Here is a 16,882-nt window from a genome sequence, read left to right as displayed (position 1 = left end):
ATGTCAAACAGATTTATATATAATAATGACCAATTATAAGTTGAGGAAACGGGAACTACTGCTTGTAACTGTATTCAAAGGTATAGTAACTGTAACCAAGCAAAACCATTCATCCCCTCAAACATGTCCCCGTTTCCTCGTTGCTCAATTGAAGAGCAGGACTTTTCCTATGTTGTTTAACTGACCAGTGTGAGCTCTGATTTTTAAAGTAGATTAATTCAACAAAATATCATTATTAAATCAGACACTATTTTAGAAAAGGAAAAAAGGAAAATTAAGCCAAAGGCCAGATCAACCTTTGACAACTCCCATTGGAAGTACACGTGCAACTTTTGTGGCAATGCCAAGATTGTGTACCACGTCCACAACATCACTGCTGGATTTATAGACCTCTGGTGCTTCTTCGGCTATGAGTGATGGCTGGGTCGCTCTTACGATAATTCCCTGTGACTTCAATTCATTCTGAATCTCTTCACCACGCAGCTCTTTCTTAGCACTGCTTCGGCTCATAACTCTTCCTGCACCATGGCAGGCACTGCCGAAGGTAAGCTCCATTGCAGCAGGGCATCCTTTAAGCACATAAGATGCAGTGCCCATGCTTCCCGGAATAATAACCGGTTGTCCTATGTTCTTGTAATCTTCCGGAATCTCAGGATGACCTGCAGGGAATGCTCTTGTAGCACCTTTCCTGTGGACGTAGACTTCCTTTTCCTCTCCGTCGATCATGTGTTTCTCAAGCTTTGCAACATTGTGAGCAACATCGTACACAAGATCAAGTCCAAGGTCTCCATGCTGAGCCTTGAAGAACTCATCAAAGACCTCGCGGGCCCAGTGCATTATCATCTGACGGTTTACCCATGCATAATTTGCCGCACATACCATGGCCTTGAAATAATCCTGAGCTTCCTCTGAACTGGCAGGAGCACATGCAAGTTGCTTGTCAGGGAGAGGAATTTTGTACTTCTTTGAAGCCTGTGTAAGCTTCTGGAGATGGTCAGTGCATATCTGATGACCCGCTCCACGTGAACCGCAGTGGATCATAAAAGTAATCTGCCCTTCCTTAAGACCAAAAGCCTTTGCGGCTTCCTCATCATAGACCTTATCCACATACTGCACTTCAAGGAAATGGTTTCCACTTCCAAGAGTTCCTATCTGCGGTCGCCCTCTTTTGCGAGCCTTTATGCTTACTTTTGAAGGATCAGCACCGGGCATCATTCCATTGCTCTCGCAATGACTTAGGTCACCCTTCATACCATAACCATTCTTCACCGCCCAGTTTACTCCGTGGATGAATACATCATCCAGTTCCTCATCGGTAAGTCTCATACGGCTTTTAGAACCAACACCGGAAGGAATTGCTTCGAATAGTGAATCAAGAAGATCAGCGAGTCTTGGACGAACATCATCCTCCATGAGATTTGAACGGATAAGACGGACTCCGCAGTTAATATCAAAACCCACACCACCGGGGCTAATCACACCTTTTTCCTTGTCAAAAGCTGCTACACCACCGATGGAAAATCCGTAACCAAGATGTGCATCCGGCATTGCCATGGAATATTTCTGGATACCTGGCAGAGATGCCACGTTTGCAACCTGATCGATGGTTTCAGGTTCCAGAATATCAAGGAGAGGTTTTGATACGAATATCCTTCCCGGAACATTCATTCCCGGTTTGTAATTTCCGGGCACCTCCCATGTATTATCATTTACTTTAGTGAGAATATCTAAAATTGATGTTTCATTTTCATCTGACATTTTATTTCCTCTTGTCTTCCTTCCTTCAATCATCTATAATGAAGACTATGCGCTCTAATCGTATGAATATATTGATAATAAGAAAGTGATCTACCCAGTTAACACGCATTGAGTTGAAGTTTCTTTTACTCACGTATCTACTGTTGCCTGAATAGTCCAGCCATCATCAGATTTCTCGATCCTCATGTCGTTATAAGTGGCGGCCTTTACCTCAGTATCAAATACATGAACTGAGAGGTCGATGGTTTCTCCATAGAGAGTTGCTTCAAGTGAACATTGTTCATCATCGCCATCCACGGTAATCTTATTGACTTCCACACGGCCAAACACCATTTCATCTACCTCGAATACGAAAAGTATCTCGGAAAGCCAGTCAAAGAGCAGACTGTCAAGGTCAAAAGATGTAAGTTCGATATCAATTGACAGGGTATTATTTATGGAATCGGTTTCAACCATTACATTAAGCATGGCAAGGGCTGCATTCTCAAATGCCTGCTCAAGGGTTTTTCCGTAAGCCCTAAACCTTACATCAGCAGTGTGTTCCAGATACTCGTAATCGATATCCATCTCAGATGACATGAACCTTAATTGATCTTGAGATAATTAAAGTAGCCCCCTGGATTTGTAATGTTGGCCTATCGGATTTAATCATTCCAGTTGTTTCCAGACGTGAGCTATACGCTGGAAAGCTGTGATGTGGCTTCCAACTCCGATAATAAGGATCATCCAACCAAGAGAAGAGAATCCAAATACTTCAGCCTGGTAGAAATAATAGATCACTGAAGATAACATGATAAGGACCAGCCTGTCCGCCCTGCCAATGATTCCACCGTAGTAACGTCCTAGATTCAGTGCCTGCGCCTGAGTTCCAAGGTAGCTTGTGAGGAGGACACCAACGATGGTTATAACACCTATCTGCCATTCCACATAGCCTCCGAAGAAGATGCCGCAAATGATGAATACGTCTGAGTAGCGGTCAATTACGTGATCAAGAAAATCACCGCGTGCACTTGATGCGTTCATGTAACGTGCCACAAGACCGTCCATTGCATCTAAAAATGAGTTCAATGCTACCAGTAAACCTGCTACAAGAACCAGAAGGGGATCAAAGGCTGACCTGTAGTACAATATGCCTGCAAGAGCTGCAAAGAGAAGTGAGATCATTGAAATCGTGTTTGGGGAAATACCCATCTTTGCAATTGCAACGGCCATTGGCTCCAATATTTTTGATGCTACAGGTCTTAGAGCATTGAATGTCATAGATATTGTACCAAATGAGTATTTTTATGATTTAACGTTTTCCGGGATTTATAATATTTAAGGATAATTTCAGGCTAACTATAAGACAAAAAGGCCAGATTTCATGCACTTTTGTTTTTGGCAAGGTCGTACCAGTATTTTATCTTGCATGAATGCTCAACCTGTGTGGTGAGTACATAGGCCTCATCCAGTACTTTTCCTGTGGCAAAGGTGCCATGGCTGTAAATTATGGCGGTTTTGTTATGCGCAAGTGCTGAGGCAAGGTTGTCTGCAAGCTCATCTGAGCCGATGCCGCCTTTGACTATAGGCACTTTTCCGAGGAAGTATTGCCCCTCGCTGTCAGCAGGGGTGATACTGTTGCCCTCTGCCAGTAAGGAGAGTGTCACGGCAAATGGGCAATGTGCATGAACAATTGCAAGAGCAGGAGTTTTGCTATAGATGGCACGATGAACTATGGCTTCGGATGAGGCGATCATATCCAGAGGGGATGAAGCGTCAATGCGCACCTCTACGACGTTGTCCTCTGTTATCTCATCCAGCGCGCAACCGCTGCGTGTGATGAGCATTCGGTTACCAATTCTTACACTGATGTTTCCAAAATGTGATTCTACCAGCCCGTTTGCCACAAGTTTTTTTCCAATCCTCGAAATTTCATGCCACATAGGTATATCTCCGGGTAGTCTGCTACCATAAAATTTATCTGCTATTATGATATGTAAGGGAATGCTTTCCATAAAAAGATGTGGAATGCGCATCATGTTGCCTCAGTGGCTCAGCCCGGCAGAGCGAGTGATTTGTAATCACTAGGTCGCGTGTTCAAATCACGCCTGAGGCTTCATTTCTCTGATTTTGATTTGTAGCCCATTATTGGGAACTATTTCATAACACACATTTTCAAAACCGTAAAGTAGTAAAAGTGTTAATAGAATGGCAGGTGCAGTTCATTGGATGCTAAAGAGATTGTTCTGGTAATTGTAGTCATTCTAGCTGCTTTTGCCTTAGTAAGAGCTATTCTTAATTTCATGGGAGCTTTTTTCCATCTGCCATTCAGTTTTGTGTATCTTCTTATTGTGTTTGCTGTGGTTGTTTTGGGAATTGTGGCTGTGGTGAAGTTGTTGTTTAAGTAAAATATCCACTTTATCTAAAACTATAATTACAAAAATCTCTGATTCCGCATATATTGCATTTCGGATTTTTACCCAGACAGATTCCGCCATCTTTCAAACCAAAATAATCATCATTTCCCATTTGGCCATAAGTCGCAAAAACAATATCAATATATCTTATAGGATGGCCAGTTGCCTGGCTGAATTTTCTTCCATGAATTACGGTTTTCAATAATTGTTCTTCGCTCTCGATCAGACCTATTCTTTTGAAAATCCTTGTAATTACCCGATCTGGTTTCAAAACAGGAAGGCCAATATCAGTCATAAAGTGATATGATGTTATATCGCCCAAGAACGAAAAAGTATACTGCAATTCCTCTTTGAACAACATTAAATTCTCAAAAGACTGTTCCGTTTTGAAAGTATCTATGTACTTTTTGAAAGATCCATGCTTTTCAACTATATTACTGAATACTTTAGCGTTTTTGATGCATGCTGAAATTTTCTTTTCATTCCGTATCATCTGTTCATCCTGCATTATCTTAAAAACCATAGATTCATCGTATTCTGCAACAGATTGAAAATCTGAAAAATATGATTTAATAACAGGCATTTTATTATCAACTGTTTCAGCCTTAAATCCTGAATAAAATATAACTTCTACTAACCTTTCATAATATTGAGAATCAGTTAAATCTTGACTCTCATATGTTTTGTAATAACCAAAATTCTTCTTGAAATCTTCTTCTGAAAGAAAACAATAATCTTGTAAGCTAGACTCAGCTTTAGAAAATATATCATTGTATGAAGTCATTAAACACCACTCAAAATAGAAGAATCGCAAAAATAGAAAAAGATTATTATTTGTGATTCTTAGTTTTAAAGTAAGTGTTATTTTAAATGAATGTTACAATAGCTTTGAAAGCGAAAATCATGTCCATTAAAGAAATTGGCTGCTGCGGTGCATACTGCAAAACCTGTAAACCTTTCAACACCGGAACCTGCAAGGGATGCAAGCTTGGCTATGACACCGGCGAAAGAGACCTCAGTAAAGCCAGATGTAAAATAAAAGTTTGCTGTATCGGCAGAGGATACGATAGCTGTGCCGATTGTTCTGAGATCGAAATCTGTTCTGTGATCAATGAATTCTACGATAAAAATGGGTACAAATATGGAAAATATCGGCAGGCAATAGAGTTTATCAGGGAAAATGGATATGAAGAGTTTTTGAAGATTGCTGATAACTGGACGAATGCTTATGGAAAATACAAATGATATTGGAATTGATATGTACATAGAGCAACTTCATGAGTTGTTGCCGGAGCTGGAAAGAAAATTCAACGTTAGATCTCTTGCAGTATTCGGCCCTTATGTCAGAAAAGAACAAAACAAGAAAAGTGATATCGACTTGCTTGTAGATTATATTGAAATGCCGGGATTGCTTGGTTTTATTGAACTTGAAGATTATCTTTCAGACACATTGGGAATTAAAGTTGAACTTGTACTCAAACCCGTCCTGAAACAAAAAGTTGGTAAAGATATATTGAACGAGATAATACCAATATAAGAATGGATTTATAGCCAGACCATTGGTCCATTCTTAATTTTCATCGACAAACAATCTTATATAATCTCAAACTCTCCTGCCATCATGAATCCCGGAAGTTCACGAAAGAATATCAAAATAGGACTTGACGTTGGAATAGTCCTGAAAAATGATCAGAAAAGCGGTAAGATAACCAGAGGTGTTGTCAAAAGGATTCTAACAAAGTCTTCATCTCACCCACACGGGATAAAAGTCCAACTGGAAGATGGCAGCGTGGGAAGAGTAAAAGAGATCCACTCCAGTGAGTAACCTAATCTTAATTTAGTCTTAGATCTTTATTCTTGATCATCATTCTTAGTATAGCATGCAAACATTTTATTGCAGCTTGTACACCTTGAACTGGATTTATATGCAGCTCCAAAATCATCCGGTTTGCCGGAAGTAATTGAAACACACACAATGTTTTGTCCCAGTGGTATGCCTGCAAGAATATGAGAACCGCATACCGGGCATAACACTTTTTCTAATTTCATACATGCATTCCTCCCTAGCTTTGCTTACGGAAAGTGATCGTATAAAAAACAAGGATCAAAAAAGTTATGTTGACAGATACGAATCGCATCAAATTTATGAAGACATAGTATCTGTCTGAAATATACTGAATTATACAAAATAATTAGTATCTTTTAGGTGGTCTGTGGTTCTGGAAACATTCCCTGCAATATACAGGTCTGTCACCGGATGGCTTGAAAGGAACTTCTGTCTCCTGCTTGCAGTCAGAACATATTGCCTTGTGCATTTCCCTTGGACCATTGTTTGACCTAAAGCCGCCACCGCCGCCTCTACTGTTTCCGCCTCTGTTATTGTATCCCATTTTGTATTTCTCCTTAATTTTTACATAGTTCGTACAGCAGAACCGAGACTGAGAATTATCGCATGAACAGTTTATACCTGTTAAAACCAAATCGCTCATTCCGATATGACTACTTCTTACTGTCAGCAATTGTTAAAAGAAGCACGCAAAAATAGAGTAATCCTTTATAAAATCGTTGAGCAATCGAACTAATACTTACTATCACTCAATGGTATAAATAACCGATGCTATCAATTTAAAGAGTACTCTCCACCAATTAAAACCAATACAAAATAATTTATCGTACTTCAAGCAAATTCATTATTCCGTGACAATTACAGGTTGTTGCAATAAAGAAAACACGATCTTCGATTGAACATGAATCTCTTTTTTCATTAACTGACTTAACATGTTCCATTAAAGAGAGCATATGCTCTTTGAAATCAATTCCCCGGATTCCGCCAATTCCCGATTTCATCTGGAAGCTTTCAAAAACCCAGCCCTTGTAAGATGGTATCAGTTTCCTGGCATAAGCCGTTATTGTTTCAGGCTTTTCCCTCTTGAAATTATAGCAATATTCCGCTGGGCCCATGCAGTTATCAGGACAAATCTCTCCCATCTTTGCGTATGAGAACATGACAACTCCATCTTTAAGGGAACTAAACACCACAATGTTCTCCGGCAAAAGTGAGAGAATGTCGTTGAAGTATGCAATCATTTTCTCATCGTTTTCATCTATCTGAACGGCAGAAATTAGATTTCCGGATGAAACTGAACCAAACATGTCAATTGCCATATTCACAACAGCATGTGTTGGCACAGCAGGAATTATGAACTCCGGAATGCCGATTTTAAGAATGTCTGGAACATTTCGCACATCCATACAATGAAAATAAACGCTGTGTGAAATGGGTTTTGACTTATGGAAATCCTTAATCAGACTGAAAAGTTCTTCCCGGTCAACAGATACTGAACTGTTAGTGGCCTTAGCTGACTCATCTACATCAATTATCACTACAAAAGGAAAAGATTTCTCTTTGGCATATCTGGCAAAATCGCTTCCTATCTTTCCACCACCCAGCACAAGGTAATAACCTTCTATTATAGGCAAGGAGCGAAAACTCTTGATTCCAAGATCCAAACAGGAATGATAATTGTCGTTCACAATAACAAAAGGGGATTTAAACTTATATTAAACCTAACCTGAATAAGAATGTGATTATGTATTTTTAGTACCGACATCCTTTTTGTGGGAAAGACATCACATAATAAAAAGGAGAACAGATGAAACTGTTGGGTCAGGAGTCTTATTTATTACTGCTCCAGATGAATTTGATAGTCGTCCAGAAAATAATTAAAGTGGAATACTTTGTGAGAAATTATATCAAGGTAAGACACCCAATTGAAAGGGGGTTAATAATGAAAAGAAAATTGATCATATTCATACTTCTAGTCGCTGCATCTCTGGCAATGGGATGTACCAGTTATAGCAACAGTGGACAGACTGCGACTCCAGCAAACGAAACTACGACAAGTCCGACTAATGGGACACCTGCCATGACCACAGAAAGTATGACTGTGGAAGTGTCTATCCAGAACTTCGCTTTCAATCCACAATCAGTCACAATCTCATCAGGTGACACGGTAAAGTGGACAAACTTTGATTCAGTATCTCACACTGTAGCCGGAGCGGATTTTGCATCTGATGCGCTCAAAAATGGCGATTCGTTCAGTCATACCTTTACCGAGACCGGAACCTACAACTACCACTGCTCGATCCATCATTCAATGACAGGAATGGTCATAGTAGAATAAGAACAGCAGATAAAGTTTGCATAAGCTGGCATAGGCACGATAGACATCAACCTCATACAAAGAGTACGAAATGAGTGAAAAGTTACCTGAGAAGGAGAAAATGCCTGTCCTTTTCATTGGACATGGTTCTCCAATGAACATCATCCTTGACAATAGTTACACCCAAAGCCTTGTGAAACTTGGGAAAGAACTTCCAAGACCTGAAGCTATCATGGTTATATCAGCTCACTGGATGACCGATGGAACATTTGTCACCTGTAATGAAAATCCTAAAACAATCTATGATTTCTACGGTTTTCCACAGAAATTATACGAAGTGAGTTATCCAAGTCCCGGAGCACCTACAGAAGCTGAACTTGCATGCAGGACCGTAAAAAAAGTGCCTGTAAAGTGCAGCAACCAATGGGGACTTGACCACGCTTCATGGGCAGTTCTCAAACATATGTATCCTGAAGCTGACATTCCTGTCTTTGAAATGAGTATTAACTACTCTTTCAATGAATGGCACCCTAAAATGCTGCAGCATCACTATGATCTGGCATCAGAACTCAAAGAGTTTCGCAATAAGGGTGTGCTCATAATTGGCAGTGGTAATATTGTTCATAATCTGAGTCTTATTGATTTCCAGAATGTCGATGCAGAACCATATGAATGGGCGGTTGAACTTGACGAGAAAGTAAAAGAAAATATTCTGTCCGGTAACCACAGAGACCTTATTCAATACCTTAACATGGGCGAAGTAGCCAAAATTGGCGTCCCCACGCTGGACCACTACCTTCCAATGATCTATGCAATTGCATTACAGGAAGAAGGTGAAGTTCTTGAGTTTACACATGAAGGATTCCAACATTCATCAGTTTCAATGAGATGCTTTAAGATAGGATAAAATATTCAGCCAGAAATGGCTGAAAAATAAAAAGAGAATCATTCAAAAAAGAATTATTCGGATTATTTTACCCTGTCACCGTATATGGCCTGCAAATGGCCTTTCGGATCATAATCCGTCTTATACTTGATTTTCCCAGAATCTGCCTGGATGATGGTCTCCCAGGTTGTTTGATTTATTCCGTCGTCATCAGTACGTGTTTTTTTGTTAACCTTTACTGAACTGATAGTTGAATTGGGGATTGCAAAGTTTGCTTTATCCTCGGCCAGAGCCATCTGTGCACTCATCCCAGCGTATCTTTCAGCGTACTTATTTGCACCTGATATCTGGGCGCCCCATTGTCCGAAGAAACCTTTTCCTTCAGCTTTGGCTTGTGCACGTGAATCTTTTATAACCTGATTCAACATTGCACGTGTGACTTTAGCCATGATGGTAGTATCAGGCGTTGCAATCAAAGTGAACATATCATAGGACATACCCAGCATCTTACTTTTCTTCATGTTCGGAACTATTCCGATAATTTCGTCATCCATAAGAACCCTCCTTAAAATCTATTGAATTGAGACCACTTTTGTACCATCATTACAACCATAGATGATGATAATTAACTTAAAAATTAATAAATATATAAAGATTGTTGTTTTGTTTTTATCTAAAAAATCAAATACAGAGTAATTTCATTCCGCTTCCTGTATATAAGGAATCGAGAAATAGAAAGTTGTTCCTACACCAACCTCTGATTCAAATGTCATGGAGCCTCCCAGAAGTTCTGTGAGAGATTTTGAAATTGACATTCCAAGACCTGTACCTTTGTATTTTCTTGTGGAAGCATCATGCGCCTGCCTGAATCTTCCAAAAACACATTCGTAGTGGTCTTCCGGAATACCAATACCTGTATCAGAAACGTAGAACATCATTAAATCATCTTCAATATTATAACCAAATTCAACTTTGCCCTTTTCTGTAAATTTCATGGCATTACCTATGAGATTATTAAAAATCTGCCTCAGACGGTGTTCATCGCAGTAAAGCATGCTGTTCTCATTGTCAAAGCCTTTTGCAAGAATGAGATCAACAGACGGTTTTTTGGATTCAAACTGGACTTTGAAAAGTGAATAGATTTCATCAAGCATATCATTGATGCTGAATCGTTCTTTATGTATTACAAGCTGGTCTGCTTCTATTTTGGAAGTATCAAGTATGTCATCGATTATGAGGAGTAAGCGTTCTCCACTTTTTTTGATAAGACTGGCATAATGACTGCATTTTTCATCAGGACAAGAAACGATGATAAGTTCTGAGAAACCCAGTATTCCATTGAGTGGCGTTCTTAGCTCATGACTCATGTTGGATAAGAACTGTGATTTCAAAAGGTCTGCATCTTCTGCTTTTTCTTTTGCAGCTATCAGGTCAGACTGGGTATTCTTGAGTATTCTGCGATTGATCAGAAGAAGAGAGATAAGAATGAACTGGATGATGAGTGCGATTATAATTATGAAAAGTTCAGTCCTGTATTGGTCAAAGAAAGAAGCGTTGCTTTCAGGAGAAGTAGTCGCTAAGGCCGAGACTGCTATTGTTTGGGAAAGAAATAGAAGAATAGCTTCAGCAAATAAAATAGATACATTTGCAAATCTCTTTCCTGAAAACATAATGGGTTCTTCTCCAAATTATAGAAGTTCGTAAATACAATGTTTTTATACATGCATATATTATATAAATAAATCATTTTCCAGATTAATATAATGTGATTTTCAATGCATCCTAACCACCACAAAAACATTATTACTCTTAGGCAAATAAACGGATGCAACCAAGCATAAAGGAAACATGTGACCAGCAGATGACAGAGCAACAAAAAACCACAGAGAAAAGTAACGATAGTATGCCTGAATCTCTTGTTGAGATGAAAAATATAGTTGTCAGGAAAAATGACAGACTTATCCTTGATTCCTTATGTTTCAACATTAAGAAAGGTGAAAATATCGCACTCATCGGACCGAATGGTTCCGGCAAGTCATCTATCATCAAAACTATTATCGGAGACTACCGCCCAATTGCAGATACTGAAGGAATGGTTTTCAGGATTTTGGAAAAGGACAGGTGGGTAATCTCAGACCTGAAAAATCTCATGGGAATTGTATCTGGTGACCTGCAACTTGACTATACGAGAGACATCTCAGTAGTAGAAGTGGTCCTTTCCGGTTTTTTCAGCAGCATTGGTATCTATCCTAACATGAAAATCGAACCTTACATGCTGAAAAGAACAGCAGATATCATTGATTTCCTTGAGATAAGACACCTTGCCAGCAAGAACATATCCCACCTTTCAACCGGTGAAGCAAGAAGAGTCCTCATCGGAAGGGCGCTTGTCCACGACCCTATGATTCTTGTTCTGGATGAACCGACAAACAGCCTTGACCTGAAAAGCAAGCATGTGTTCAGGGAAACTGTGAGCAAGATCGCAGCTGCCGGAAAGAGCATAATCCTTGTAACCCACGACCTTGAGGATATTGTTCCTGAAATCAACCGTGCGGTTCTCCTGAAGGACGGCAGGATTTTTGCAGACGGAGATATTGAGGATATTCTTACTGCTGAGAAACTGACGGAGTTATTTGGTATTCCTGTTGAGGTTGGAAAGGATAAGGGATATTATCATGCATGGTGCTGAAAGAGGACTATTTCTTTTTAATTAGTTCATACATCGGCTCTGTAGAAATCCTGTGTATGTGACTGATACAGTCTTTGCCCAATTTAGTTTCCACAAAAAATTGGCAATCTAAAAACAAAGCAACCATCCGCCGAAGGCGGCACATTCCAATGATGCTATACAAAAGAATATCCCTTAGATTTTCAGATCTGTATACATAATTTTATGAAAGCCTGCAAATAAAGTATTCTAATATTACATGCAGATTTTTTTGCTTTTCTTATGGTAAAGCGCCGGCTTCGCCGGACCCTTCGGGATTATTCGAGTTATTCGTAACCTGCGAGAAATCATAATGGCAGGATTCCTACTGAGCACATACATCAAAAAGTATTATGTAATACTCTTGTATTTTTTCCTCATGGAAGATTTTAAACAAAGAAGAATTAAGTTCAATCAATATCTCGAAAATGAAAAAATAAAGTTACCGGAAACTACTCTAGATTATACATGCCCATGCTGTGGTTTTCCAACTCTAAATGAACGCGGTGGTTATGACATATGTATTTTATGTAAATGGGAAGATGATGGACAGGATGATATAAATGCAGATGAAGTTCTTGGAGGACCTAACGAATCTTTTAGTTTAACTGAAGCTAGAGATAATTTTCAGAAAAATCTGTGTTATGATGGGGAAAAATCTAGATGTCATGAAACTCCTTACATAGAAATCAAAAATGAGCTTATCAAATTATTTTATCAATTATTAGATGAGAATGCTCCTCGTAATGAGATAATAGAAAAAATCGATAATTGCTTTAGAGAGTATCATGTAATTCTTTTAGAAAAAATACGAAAGAACAAAGAGAAAAGCAATTGAAACAAAACAAAACTGCACACAATCCTCTTTTAGTATATGCATTCAAATATAATTGGCTCATATTCTAGCCCTAAATGAGACAACTCACTAATAATATATTACTTACAACTTTTACACGGATGATACCATGAGGGAATTTATCGACCAGCTCAGGAAGAACGGGAAACTCGTTGAGGTAACAGAGCCTGTTTCAAAGGTGTTCGAAGCACCGCGTATTGCAAAGAAGACACCCGGACCGGTGCTGTTCCATGACATTGACGGCAACAAAGCCATCATGAACGTGCTCGGTTCAAGGGATGAACTTGCAACAATGTTCGGTGTGGACAAGGATAAGATAATCAAGAAACTCTCTGAAGTATCACCAGATGGCGAGGTCGTTATCGTAAAAAACTCACCAACAATGGAAGTCATCGAGGATGAAGTTGACCTCACAAAACTCCCCATAATGACACACTTCGAAAAGGATGCAGGACCATATCTTACAGCCGGAGTTGTTGTAACTGAGTATGAAGGCGTCATGAATGCAGCTATCCACAGGCTCCTTGTAGTCGATAAAACAAGACTTGCAGCACGTCTTGTAGCTCCAAGACACAGCTACGTCATGCATAAGAAAGCATCTGACAAAGGTGAAAAACTCCCTATTGCAATCGTTCTTGGTGCTGACCCTACAGTTACTTTCGCATCAACCACACGTGTACCGGCAGGCAAGGAATTCAACTATGCTGCAGCCCTACGTGGCAGACCTGTAGAACTTTTCGAATGCTCAAACGGAATCAAAGTCCCTCATGCAGAGATCGTCCTTGAAGGTTACATCGACCCGGTTGAAAGAGTCGATGAAGGACCATTCGTGGACATAACAGGAACCTACGACCTTGTGAGACAGGAACCGGTCATACACATCACAAGAATACTGCACCGCAAAGACCCTATCTACCACGGAATCCTCCCGGCAGGTCCTGAACACCTGCTCATGATGGGAGTTCCATACGAACCAAGGATATTCAACGCTGTCAGCGAAGTCACAACCGTAAAGAACGTGGTACTCACAGAAGGCGGGTGCTGTTACCTGCATGCAGTGGTTCAGATTGAGAAACAGACAGAAGGTGACGGAAAGAACGCCATCATGGCAGCTTTCGCAGCTCACACAAGCCTGAAGCATGTGGTTGTAGTTGATGATGATATCGACATCTTTGACCTGCAAGATGTTGAATTTGCCATTGCCACCAGGGTGAAGGGTGACATGGACGTTATGATAATACCAAATGTGAGAGGAAGTTCACTTGACCCACGCGGTGCACCTGATGGAACCACCACCAAAATGGGAATTGACGCTACAAAGGTTCTGAAAGAAGCACAGAACTTTGAACGTGCAAAGATGCCAGAGTGAAGAGTGAAAATTACAACATGGTGAAAAAGAATGTATCTTACACCTGAAGAAGAAAAAACGCTTGATGGAGAATACGGCCGTAGTCTCCAGAAAGCAATCGAGATACTGGTTGCACTTGGAGATATCTACGGTGCTGACAAACTTATTCCTGTAAAGAGCGCACAGATAGCCGGAGTATCATATAAGACAATTGGAGACGCAGGCCTTGAGTGGATATCCGACCTTGAAGGAAAAGTGAAGATCCCTTCAATCCTCAATCCTGCAGGAATGGACATAGTCCGCTGGGATGAAATGGGCATCGACCCTGTATTTGCAAAGAAGCAGCAGGAGATCATTGAGGCTTACGCAAAACTTGGCATCCAGACAAAGTGCACATGTACACCATATTATCTTGAAGGATTTAACGTCACACTTGACGACCACATCGCATGGAGTGAATCATCAGCCGTATCTTATGCTAATTCAGTAATCGGTGCAAGGACAAACCGTGAAGGAGGTCCTTCAGCACTCTCCGCAGCACTTGTTGGCAAGACTGCAAACTACGGATACCACCTTGACGAAATGAGAGAACCGGTGGTGACTGTGGAAGTTGATTGCGAACTTTCAGGCTCTGACTTTGGTGCTCTTGGTTACGTTGCAGGCAAGACAATCGGAAGCAGGGTTCCAATATTCTACATGAAAAACAAGCCTTCAAAGAACGAGATGAAATCCCTCGGTGCAGCACTTGCAGCGTCCGGTGCCGTGGCACTCTATCATATAGAAGACGTAACTCCAGAGGCTGTCAGGAACAAATTTGCAAGACCTGATGAAGTCATTCCTGTTGAGAGAACACAGATTGACGAGGTCTATGAAACTAATAAGGACATACAATCCAGTGAGATAATCACCGTTGGATGCCCACACTGTTCTGTTGAGGAACTGGAAGAAATAGCAGGACTTGTTGAAGGGAAGAAACTCCAAAAGGAAATGTGGGTCTGCACTGCAAGAGAAGTTGCTGAAAGGCATCCCGACCTTGTGCAGAGAATCGAGAAAAGCGGGGCAAAAGTTGTGTGCGACACCTGCATGGTAGTCTCACCTGCCACTAACAAGTACGAGTCCATAACCGTGAACTCTGGAAAGGCTCTTGCCTATGTTCCAAGCATGTGTAAAGTGGCGGCAAAGTATGCGAGGATTGAGGACTGCATCAAAGAGGCAGGTGTTGTCGATGAAAATTAAATGCAGAACTATTTCCAGAGGTGTTGCAGAAGGCGAAGTGCTTCTTACAAATGATGCAATTTCGTTCCTTGGAAATGTTGAGCCTGAGACCGGAGAAGTAGTAGAACCTCAGCACCAACTTTACGGGCAGTCAATTGCCGGAAAAGTCCTTGTTTTCCCACACGGGAAAGGTTCCACTGTTGGCTCGTATGTCATCTATCAGCTTTTCAAGAATGGCGTGGCTCCTGCTGCAATGATCAACCTTGAATCTGAGCCAATTGTGGCTGTGGGTGCAATAATATCAGAAGTACCTCTTGTTGACAGGCTTGAGAAGGACCCTTACAAGATTCTGAAAAATGGTGACATGGTTGTTGTCAACAGCACAGAAGCTTTTGTTGAACTAAGAAATGAATAATTAAGATTTGAGAGAAATTCATGGATGTCTGCTTTCGCTGGAATAAAAAGAACACGTACAGTCTTGCTGCATTGGCACCTCTTGTGCCGGAGGCTTTGAAGGTCAAAAAGCCTCACGATGGAGTAATGATATACAGCTTCGCCACCAGGCAGAAAGATTCTATTTTTAAAGAAGTCAAAAAAGCAGACACCGAATCTATATTTATTGCAGGTGGTCCTCATCCTTCTGGCGCACCGGAGGAGACACTTGACTATTTTGATTATGTGGTTATCGGCGAAGGTGAGGAAACTTTACCTGAACTTATTGAGACAATCAAATCAGGAAGAGATGTTTCCACAGTGAAAGGAATTGCCTACAGGGATGATTCCGGAAAAACTGTAATCACTGAAAAAAGGGAACCTGTTGACCTTGATAAGTATCCGTGTTTTGACCCGAAAATTGTAATGTCACCTCTTGAGATCAGCAGAGGATGTCCTTTCAGGTGCAGATACTGCCAGACACCGCGTCTTTTCGGGAATAAGATGAGACATAGAAGTATTGAGTCTATCGTGAAATATGCAAAATATTACCGGGACCTGAGATTCACCTCTTCAAACTCAATGGCATATGGAAGTGATGGCATACATCCACGTTTTGACAAAGTCGAAAAACTTCTTTCGGCACTTAAAGATACAGGTCCAAAGGATATCTTTTTCGGGACTTTTCCTTCAGAGGTCAGGCCGGAATTCATTACCAATGAGTCACTGGAACTAATCACAAAGTATTGCACAAACTCAAAAGTGAGCCTTGGGGCTCAGTCAGGAAGTAACAGAATCCTGAGAGAGATTCTCAGAGGACACACTGTTGATGATGTCGTCCAGAGTCTTGAACTCTGTTTTGAACATGGAATTACACCTGTTGTGGATTTTATGGTGGGTTTTCCAGATGAGACTGAAGAAGAGCAGGATATGAGTCTGGAACTTATCCAATGGATCTGCAAAAAAGGCGGCAATGTGCATTCACATTACCTGACACCACTTCCAGGAACTCCTTTTGCGGATGTGAAAACATCACCTGTAAGTAAGCGTTACAAAAAAGTGATGGGAAAGCTGGCACTTACAGGCCAAGCTACCGGTACATGGGAATAATACTATAATAC

22 protein-coding genes and 1 tRNA gene are annotated in these 16,882 nt (G+C 40.6%); 13 read left to right on the top strand and 10 right to left on the bottom strand.

Features of this window, described 5'->3' with window-relative positions; translation table 11 throughout:
* Positions 1 to 291 precede the first annotated feature (291 nt).
* From BLP52_RS04390 to BLP52_RS04375, 4 genes are all read right to left on the bottom strand, one after another.
* Entirely contained in the window at positions 292 to 1,758 is a 1,467-nt protein-coding gene (locus tag BLP52_RS04390; RefSeq protein ID WP_091709010.1) for an RtcB family protein, read from the bottom strand.
* A 129-nt stretch (positions 1,759 to 1,887) separates the two neighbouring features.
* Entirely contained in the window at positions 1,888 to 2,337 is a 450-nt protein-coding gene (locus tag BLP52_RS04385; RefSeq protein ID WP_238380716.1) for an archease, read from the bottom strand.
* A 69-nt stretch (positions 2,338 to 2,406) separates the two neighbouring features.
* Positions 2,407 to 3,018 (bottom strand): archaetidylinositol phosphate synthase, encoded by a 612-nt coding sequence (gene pgsA, locus BLP52_RS04380; RefSeq protein ID WP_091709008.1) that lies wholly within the window; start codon positions 3,016 to 3,018, stop codon positions 2,407 to 2,409.
* A 101-nt stretch (positions 3,019 to 3,119) separates the two neighbouring features.
* Positions 3,120 to 3,680, bottom strand: a complete 561-nt coding sequence (locus BLP52_RS04375) for an aldolase (protein ID WP_091709006.1) — start codon at positions 3,678 to 3,680, stop codon at positions 3,120 to 3,122.
* A gap of 99 nt (positions 3,681 to 3,779) precedes the next feature.
* On the opposite strand from BLP52_RS04375, the gene BLP52_RS04370 reads away from it, so the two are divergent.
* Together BLP52_RS04370 and BLP52_RS04365 are read left to right on the top strand one after the other, a co-directional pair.
* A tRNA-Thr gene (locus BLP52_RS04370) sits at positions 3,780 to 3,853 on the top strand.
* 109 nt (positions 3,854 to 3,962) lie between these two features.
* Positions 3,963 to 4,145, top strand: a complete 183-nt coding sequence (locus tag BLP52_RS04365; protein WP_091709004.1) for a hypothetical protein — start codon at positions 3,963 to 3,965, stop codon at positions 4,143 to 4,145.
* Between the two features lie 10 nt (positions 4,146 to 4,155).
* Here BLP52_RS04365 and BLP52_RS04360 read toward each other — a convergent pair whose 3' ends face one another.
* Positions 4,156 to 4,938, bottom strand: a complete 783-nt coding sequence (locus tag BLP52_RS04360; protein ID WP_091709002.1) for a DNA-3-methyladenine glycosylase I — start codon at positions 4,936 to 4,938, stop codon at positions 4,156 to 4,158.
* A gap of 86 nt (positions 4,939 to 5,024) precedes the next feature.
* On the opposite strand from BLP52_RS04360, the gene BLP52_RS04355 reads away from it, so the two are divergent.
* The 3 genes from BLP52_RS04355 (at position 5,025) to BLP52_RS04345 (ending at position 5,979) form a co-directional block, all read left to right on the top strand.
* Positions 5,025 to 5,399: a DUF3795 domain-containing protein gene (locus BLP52_RS04355; protein ID WP_238380715.1), complete on the top strand. Its 375-nt coding sequence runs from the start codon at positions 5,025 to 5,027 to the stop codon at positions 5,397 to 5,399.
* The gene (locus tag BLP52_RS04350; RefSeq protein ID WP_091709000.1) at positions 5,383 to 5,691 is read left to right on the top strand and encodes a nucleotidyltransferase family protein; all 309 of its coding nucleotides are present in this window, start codon (positions 5,383 to 5,385) and stop codon (positions 5,689 to 5,691) included. The genes BLP52_RS04355 and BLP52_RS04350 overlap by 17 nt, the downstream gene beginning before the upstream one ends.
* 84 nt (positions 5,692 to 5,775) lie before the next feature.
* The gene (locus BLP52_RS04345) at positions 5,776 to 5,979 is read left to right on the top strand and encodes a YwbE family protein (protein ID WP_091708997.1); all 204 of its coding nucleotides are present in this window, start codon (positions 5,776 to 5,778) and stop codon (positions 5,977 to 5,979) included.
* A gap of 26 nt (positions 5,980 to 6,005) precedes the next feature.
* Here the strand turns inward: BLP52_RS04345 and BLP52_RS04340 are convergent, their stop codons facing one another.
* The 3 genes from BLP52_RS04340 to BLP52_RS04330 all read right to left on the bottom strand — a co-directional run bounded on the left by BLP52_RS04340 (position 6,006) and on the right by BLP52_RS04330 (position 7,634).
* On the bottom strand, positions 6,006 to 6,203 hold the full coding sequence (locus tag BLP52_RS04340) for a hypothetical protein (RefSeq protein WP_091708996.1): 198 nt from the start codon (positions 6,201 to 6,203) through the stop codon (positions 6,006 to 6,008).
* Positions 6,204 to 6,346: 143 nt separating this feature from the next.
* Positions 6,347 to 6,544 carry a CxxC-x17-CxxC domain-containing protein gene (locus BLP52_RS04335; protein WP_091708994.1) on the bottom strand — a complete coding sequence of 66 codons (198 nt, stop codon included), beginning with the start codon at positions 6,542 to 6,544 and terminating at the stop codon, positions 6,347 to 6,349.
* A 277-nt stretch (positions 6,545 to 6,821) separates the two neighbouring features.
* On the bottom strand, positions 6,822 to 7,634 hold the full coding sequence (locus tag BLP52_RS04330; RefSeq protein ID WP_091708993.1) for a Rossmann-fold NAD(P)-binding domain-containing protein: 813 nt from the start codon (positions 7,632 to 7,634) through the stop codon (positions 6,822 to 6,824).
* A gap of 308 nt (positions 7,635 to 7,942) precedes the next feature.
* Between BLP52_RS04330 and BLP52_RS04325 the strand changes: the two genes are divergently transcribed.
* Complete coding sequence (locus BLP52_RS04325; RefSeq protein WP_091709212.1) at positions 7,943 to 8,338, top strand: cupredoxin domain-containing protein; 396 nt, start codon at positions 7,943 to 7,945, stop codon at positions 8,336 to 8,338.
* 70 nt (positions 8,339 to 8,408) lie between these two features.
* Positions 8,409 to 9,224: a 4,5-DOPA-extradiol-dioxygenase gene (ygiD, locus tag BLP52_RS04320; protein WP_202905723.1), complete on the top strand. Its 816-nt coding sequence runs from the start codon at positions 8,409 to 8,411 to the stop codon at positions 9,222 to 9,224.
* A gap of 62 nt (positions 9,225 to 9,286) precedes the next feature.
* Here the strand turns inward: ygiD and BLP52_RS04315 are convergent, their stop codons facing one another.
* Both BLP52_RS04315 and BLP52_RS04310 read right to left on the bottom strand, forming a co-directional pair.
* The gene (locus tag BLP52_RS04315) at positions 9,287 to 9,757 is read right to left on the bottom strand and encodes a hypothetical protein (RefSeq protein WP_091708991.1); all 471 of its coding nucleotides are present in this window, start codon (positions 9,755 to 9,757) and stop codon (positions 9,287 to 9,289) included.
* Between the two features lie 144 nt (positions 9,758 to 9,901).
* Entirely contained in the window at positions 9,902 to 10,873 is a 972-nt protein-coding gene (locus tag BLP52_RS04310) for a sensor histidine kinase (protein WP_091708989.1), read from the bottom strand.
* Positions 10,874 to 11,028: 155 nt separating this feature from the next.
* On the opposite strand from BLP52_RS04310, the gene BLP52_RS04305 reads away from it, so the two are divergent.
* From BLP52_RS04305 to BLP52_RS04280, 6 genes are all read left to right on the top strand, one after another.
* Positions 11,029 to 11,892 carry an ABC transporter ATP-binding protein gene (locus BLP52_RS04305; RefSeq protein ID WP_238380714.1) on the top strand — a complete coding sequence of 288 codons (864 nt, stop codon included), beginning with the start codon at positions 11,029 to 11,031 and terminating at the stop codon, positions 11,890 to 11,892.
* Between the two features lie 397 nt (positions 11,893 to 12,289).
* Positions 12,290 to 12,748: a CPCC family cysteine-rich protein gene (locus tag BLP52_RS04300; protein WP_091709206.1), complete on the top strand. Its 459-nt coding sequence runs from the start codon at positions 12,290 to 12,292 to the stop codon at positions 12,746 to 12,748.
* Between the two features lie 127 nt (positions 12,749 to 12,875).
* Positions 12,876 to 14,135, top strand: coding sequence for an anhydromevalonate phosphate decarboxylase (locus tag BLP52_RS04295; protein WP_091708987.1), 1,260 nt, complete (start codon positions 12,876 to 12,878; stop codon positions 14,133 to 14,135).
* Positions 14,136 to 14,165: 30 nt separating this feature from the next.
* Positions 14,166 to 15,350, top strand: a complete 1,185-nt coding sequence (locus BLP52_RS04290; RefSeq protein WP_091708985.1) for a phosphomevalonate dehydratase large subunit — start codon at positions 14,166 to 14,168, stop codon at positions 15,348 to 15,350.
* On the top strand, positions 15,331 to 15,744 hold the full coding sequence (locus BLP52_RS04285; RefSeq protein ID WP_091708983.1) for a phosphomevalonate dehydratase small subunit: 414 nt from the start codon (positions 15,331 to 15,333) through the stop codon (positions 15,742 to 15,744). The genes BLP52_RS04290 and BLP52_RS04285 overlap by 20 nt, the downstream gene beginning before the upstream one ends.
* Before the next feature lie 20 nt (positions 15,745 to 15,764).
* On the top strand, positions 15,765 to 16,871 hold the full coding sequence (locus BLP52_RS04280; protein ID WP_091708982.1) for a TIGR04013 family B12-binding domain/radical SAM domain-containing protein: 1,107 nt from the start codon (positions 15,765 to 15,767) through the stop codon (positions 16,869 to 16,871).
* Positions 16,872 to 16,882 lie beyond the last annotated feature (11 nt).

It is taken from the genome of Methanolobus vulcani, assembly GCF_900100715.1.
GTDB lineage: Archaea > Halobacteriota > Methanosarcinia > Methanosarcinales > Methanosarcinaceae > Methanolobus > Methanolobus vulcani.
The sequence above is the reverse complement of the archived record's forward strand: the minus strand, read 5'-3'. Positions and strand labels throughout refer to the sequence as shown.

What these genes read in the sequence shown, in the direction of transcription:
- BLP52_RS04390 (WP_091709010.1), bottom strand. Translation starts at nt 1,758, where the DNA reads ATGTCAGATGAAAATGAAACATCAATTTTAGATATTCTCACTAAAGTA.
- BLP52_RS04385 (WP_238380716.1), bottom strand. Translation starts at nt 2,337, where the DNA reads ATGTCATCTGAGATGGATATCGATTACGAGTATCTGGAACACACTGCT.
- pgsA (WP_091709008.1), bottom strand. Translation starts at nt 3,018, where the DNA reads ATGACATTCAATGCTCTAAGACCTGTAGCATCAAAAATATTGGAGCCA.
- BLP52_RS04375 (WP_091709006.1), bottom strand. Translation starts at nt 3,680, where the DNA reads ATGTGGCATGAAATTTCGAGGATTGGAAAAAAACTTGTGGCAAACGGG.
- BLP52_RS04360 (WP_091709002.1), bottom strand. Translation starts at nt 4,938, where the DNA reads ATGACTTCATACAATGATATATTTTCTAAAGCTGAGTCTAGCTTACAA.
- BLP52_RS04355 (WP_238380715.1), top strand. Translation starts at nt 5,025, where the DNA reads ATGAATGTTACAATAGCTTTGAAAGCGAAAATCATGTCCATTAAAGAA.
- BLP52_RS04350 (WP_091709000.1), top strand. Translation starts at nt 5,383, where the DNA reads ATGGAAAATACAAATGATATTGGAATTGATATGTACATAGAGCAACTT.
- BLP52_RS04345 (WP_091708997.1), top strand. Translation starts at nt 5,776, where the DNA reads ATGAATCCCGGAAGTTCACGAAAGAATATCAAAATAGGACTTGACGTT.
- BLP52_RS04340 (WP_091708996.1), bottom strand. Translation starts at nt 6,203, where the DNA reads ATGAAATTAGAAAAAGTGTTATGCCCGGTATGCGGTTCTCATATTCTT.
- BLP52_RS04335 (WP_091708994.1), bottom strand. Translation starts at nt 6,544, where the DNA reads ATGGGATACAATAACAGAGGCGGAAACAGTAGAGGCGGCGGTGGCGGC.
- BLP52_RS04325 (WP_091709212.1), top strand. Translation starts at nt 7,943, where the DNA reads ATGAAAAGAAAATTGATCATATTCATACTTCTAGTCGCTGCATCTCTG.
- ygiD (WP_202905723.1), top strand. Translation starts at nt 8,409, where the DNA reads ATGAGTGAAAAGTTACCTGAGAAGGAGAAAATGCCTGTCCTTTTCATT.
- BLP52_RS04315 (WP_091708991.1), bottom strand. Translation starts at nt 9,757, where the DNA reads ATGGATGACGAAATTATCGGAATAGTTCCGAACATGAAGAAAAGTAAG.
- BLP52_RS04310 (WP_091708989.1), bottom strand. Translation starts at nt 10,873, where the DNA reads ATGTTTTCAGGAAAGAGATTTGCAAATGTATCTATTTTATTTGCTGAA.
- BLP52_RS04305 (WP_238380714.1), top strand. Translation starts at nt 11,029, where the DNA reads ATGCAACCAAGCATAAAGGAAACATGTGACCAGCAGATGACAGAGCAA.
- BLP52_RS04300 (WP_091709206.1), top strand. Translation starts at nt 12,290, where the DNA reads ATGGAAGATTTTAAACAAAGAAGAATTAAGTTCAATCAATATCTCGAA.
- BLP52_RS04295 (WP_091708987.1), top strand. Translation starts at nt 12,876, where the DNA reads ATGAGGGAATTTATCGACCAGCTCAGGAAGAACGGGAAACTCGTTGAG.
- BLP52_RS04290 (WP_091708985.1), top strand. Translation starts at nt 14,166, where the DNA reads ATGTATCTTACACCTGAAGAAGAAAAAACGCTTGATGGAGAATACGGC.
- BLP52_RS04280 (WP_091708982.1), top strand. Translation starts at nt 15,765, where the DNA reads ATGGATGTCTGCTTTCGCTGGAATAAAAAGAACACGTACAGTCTTGCT.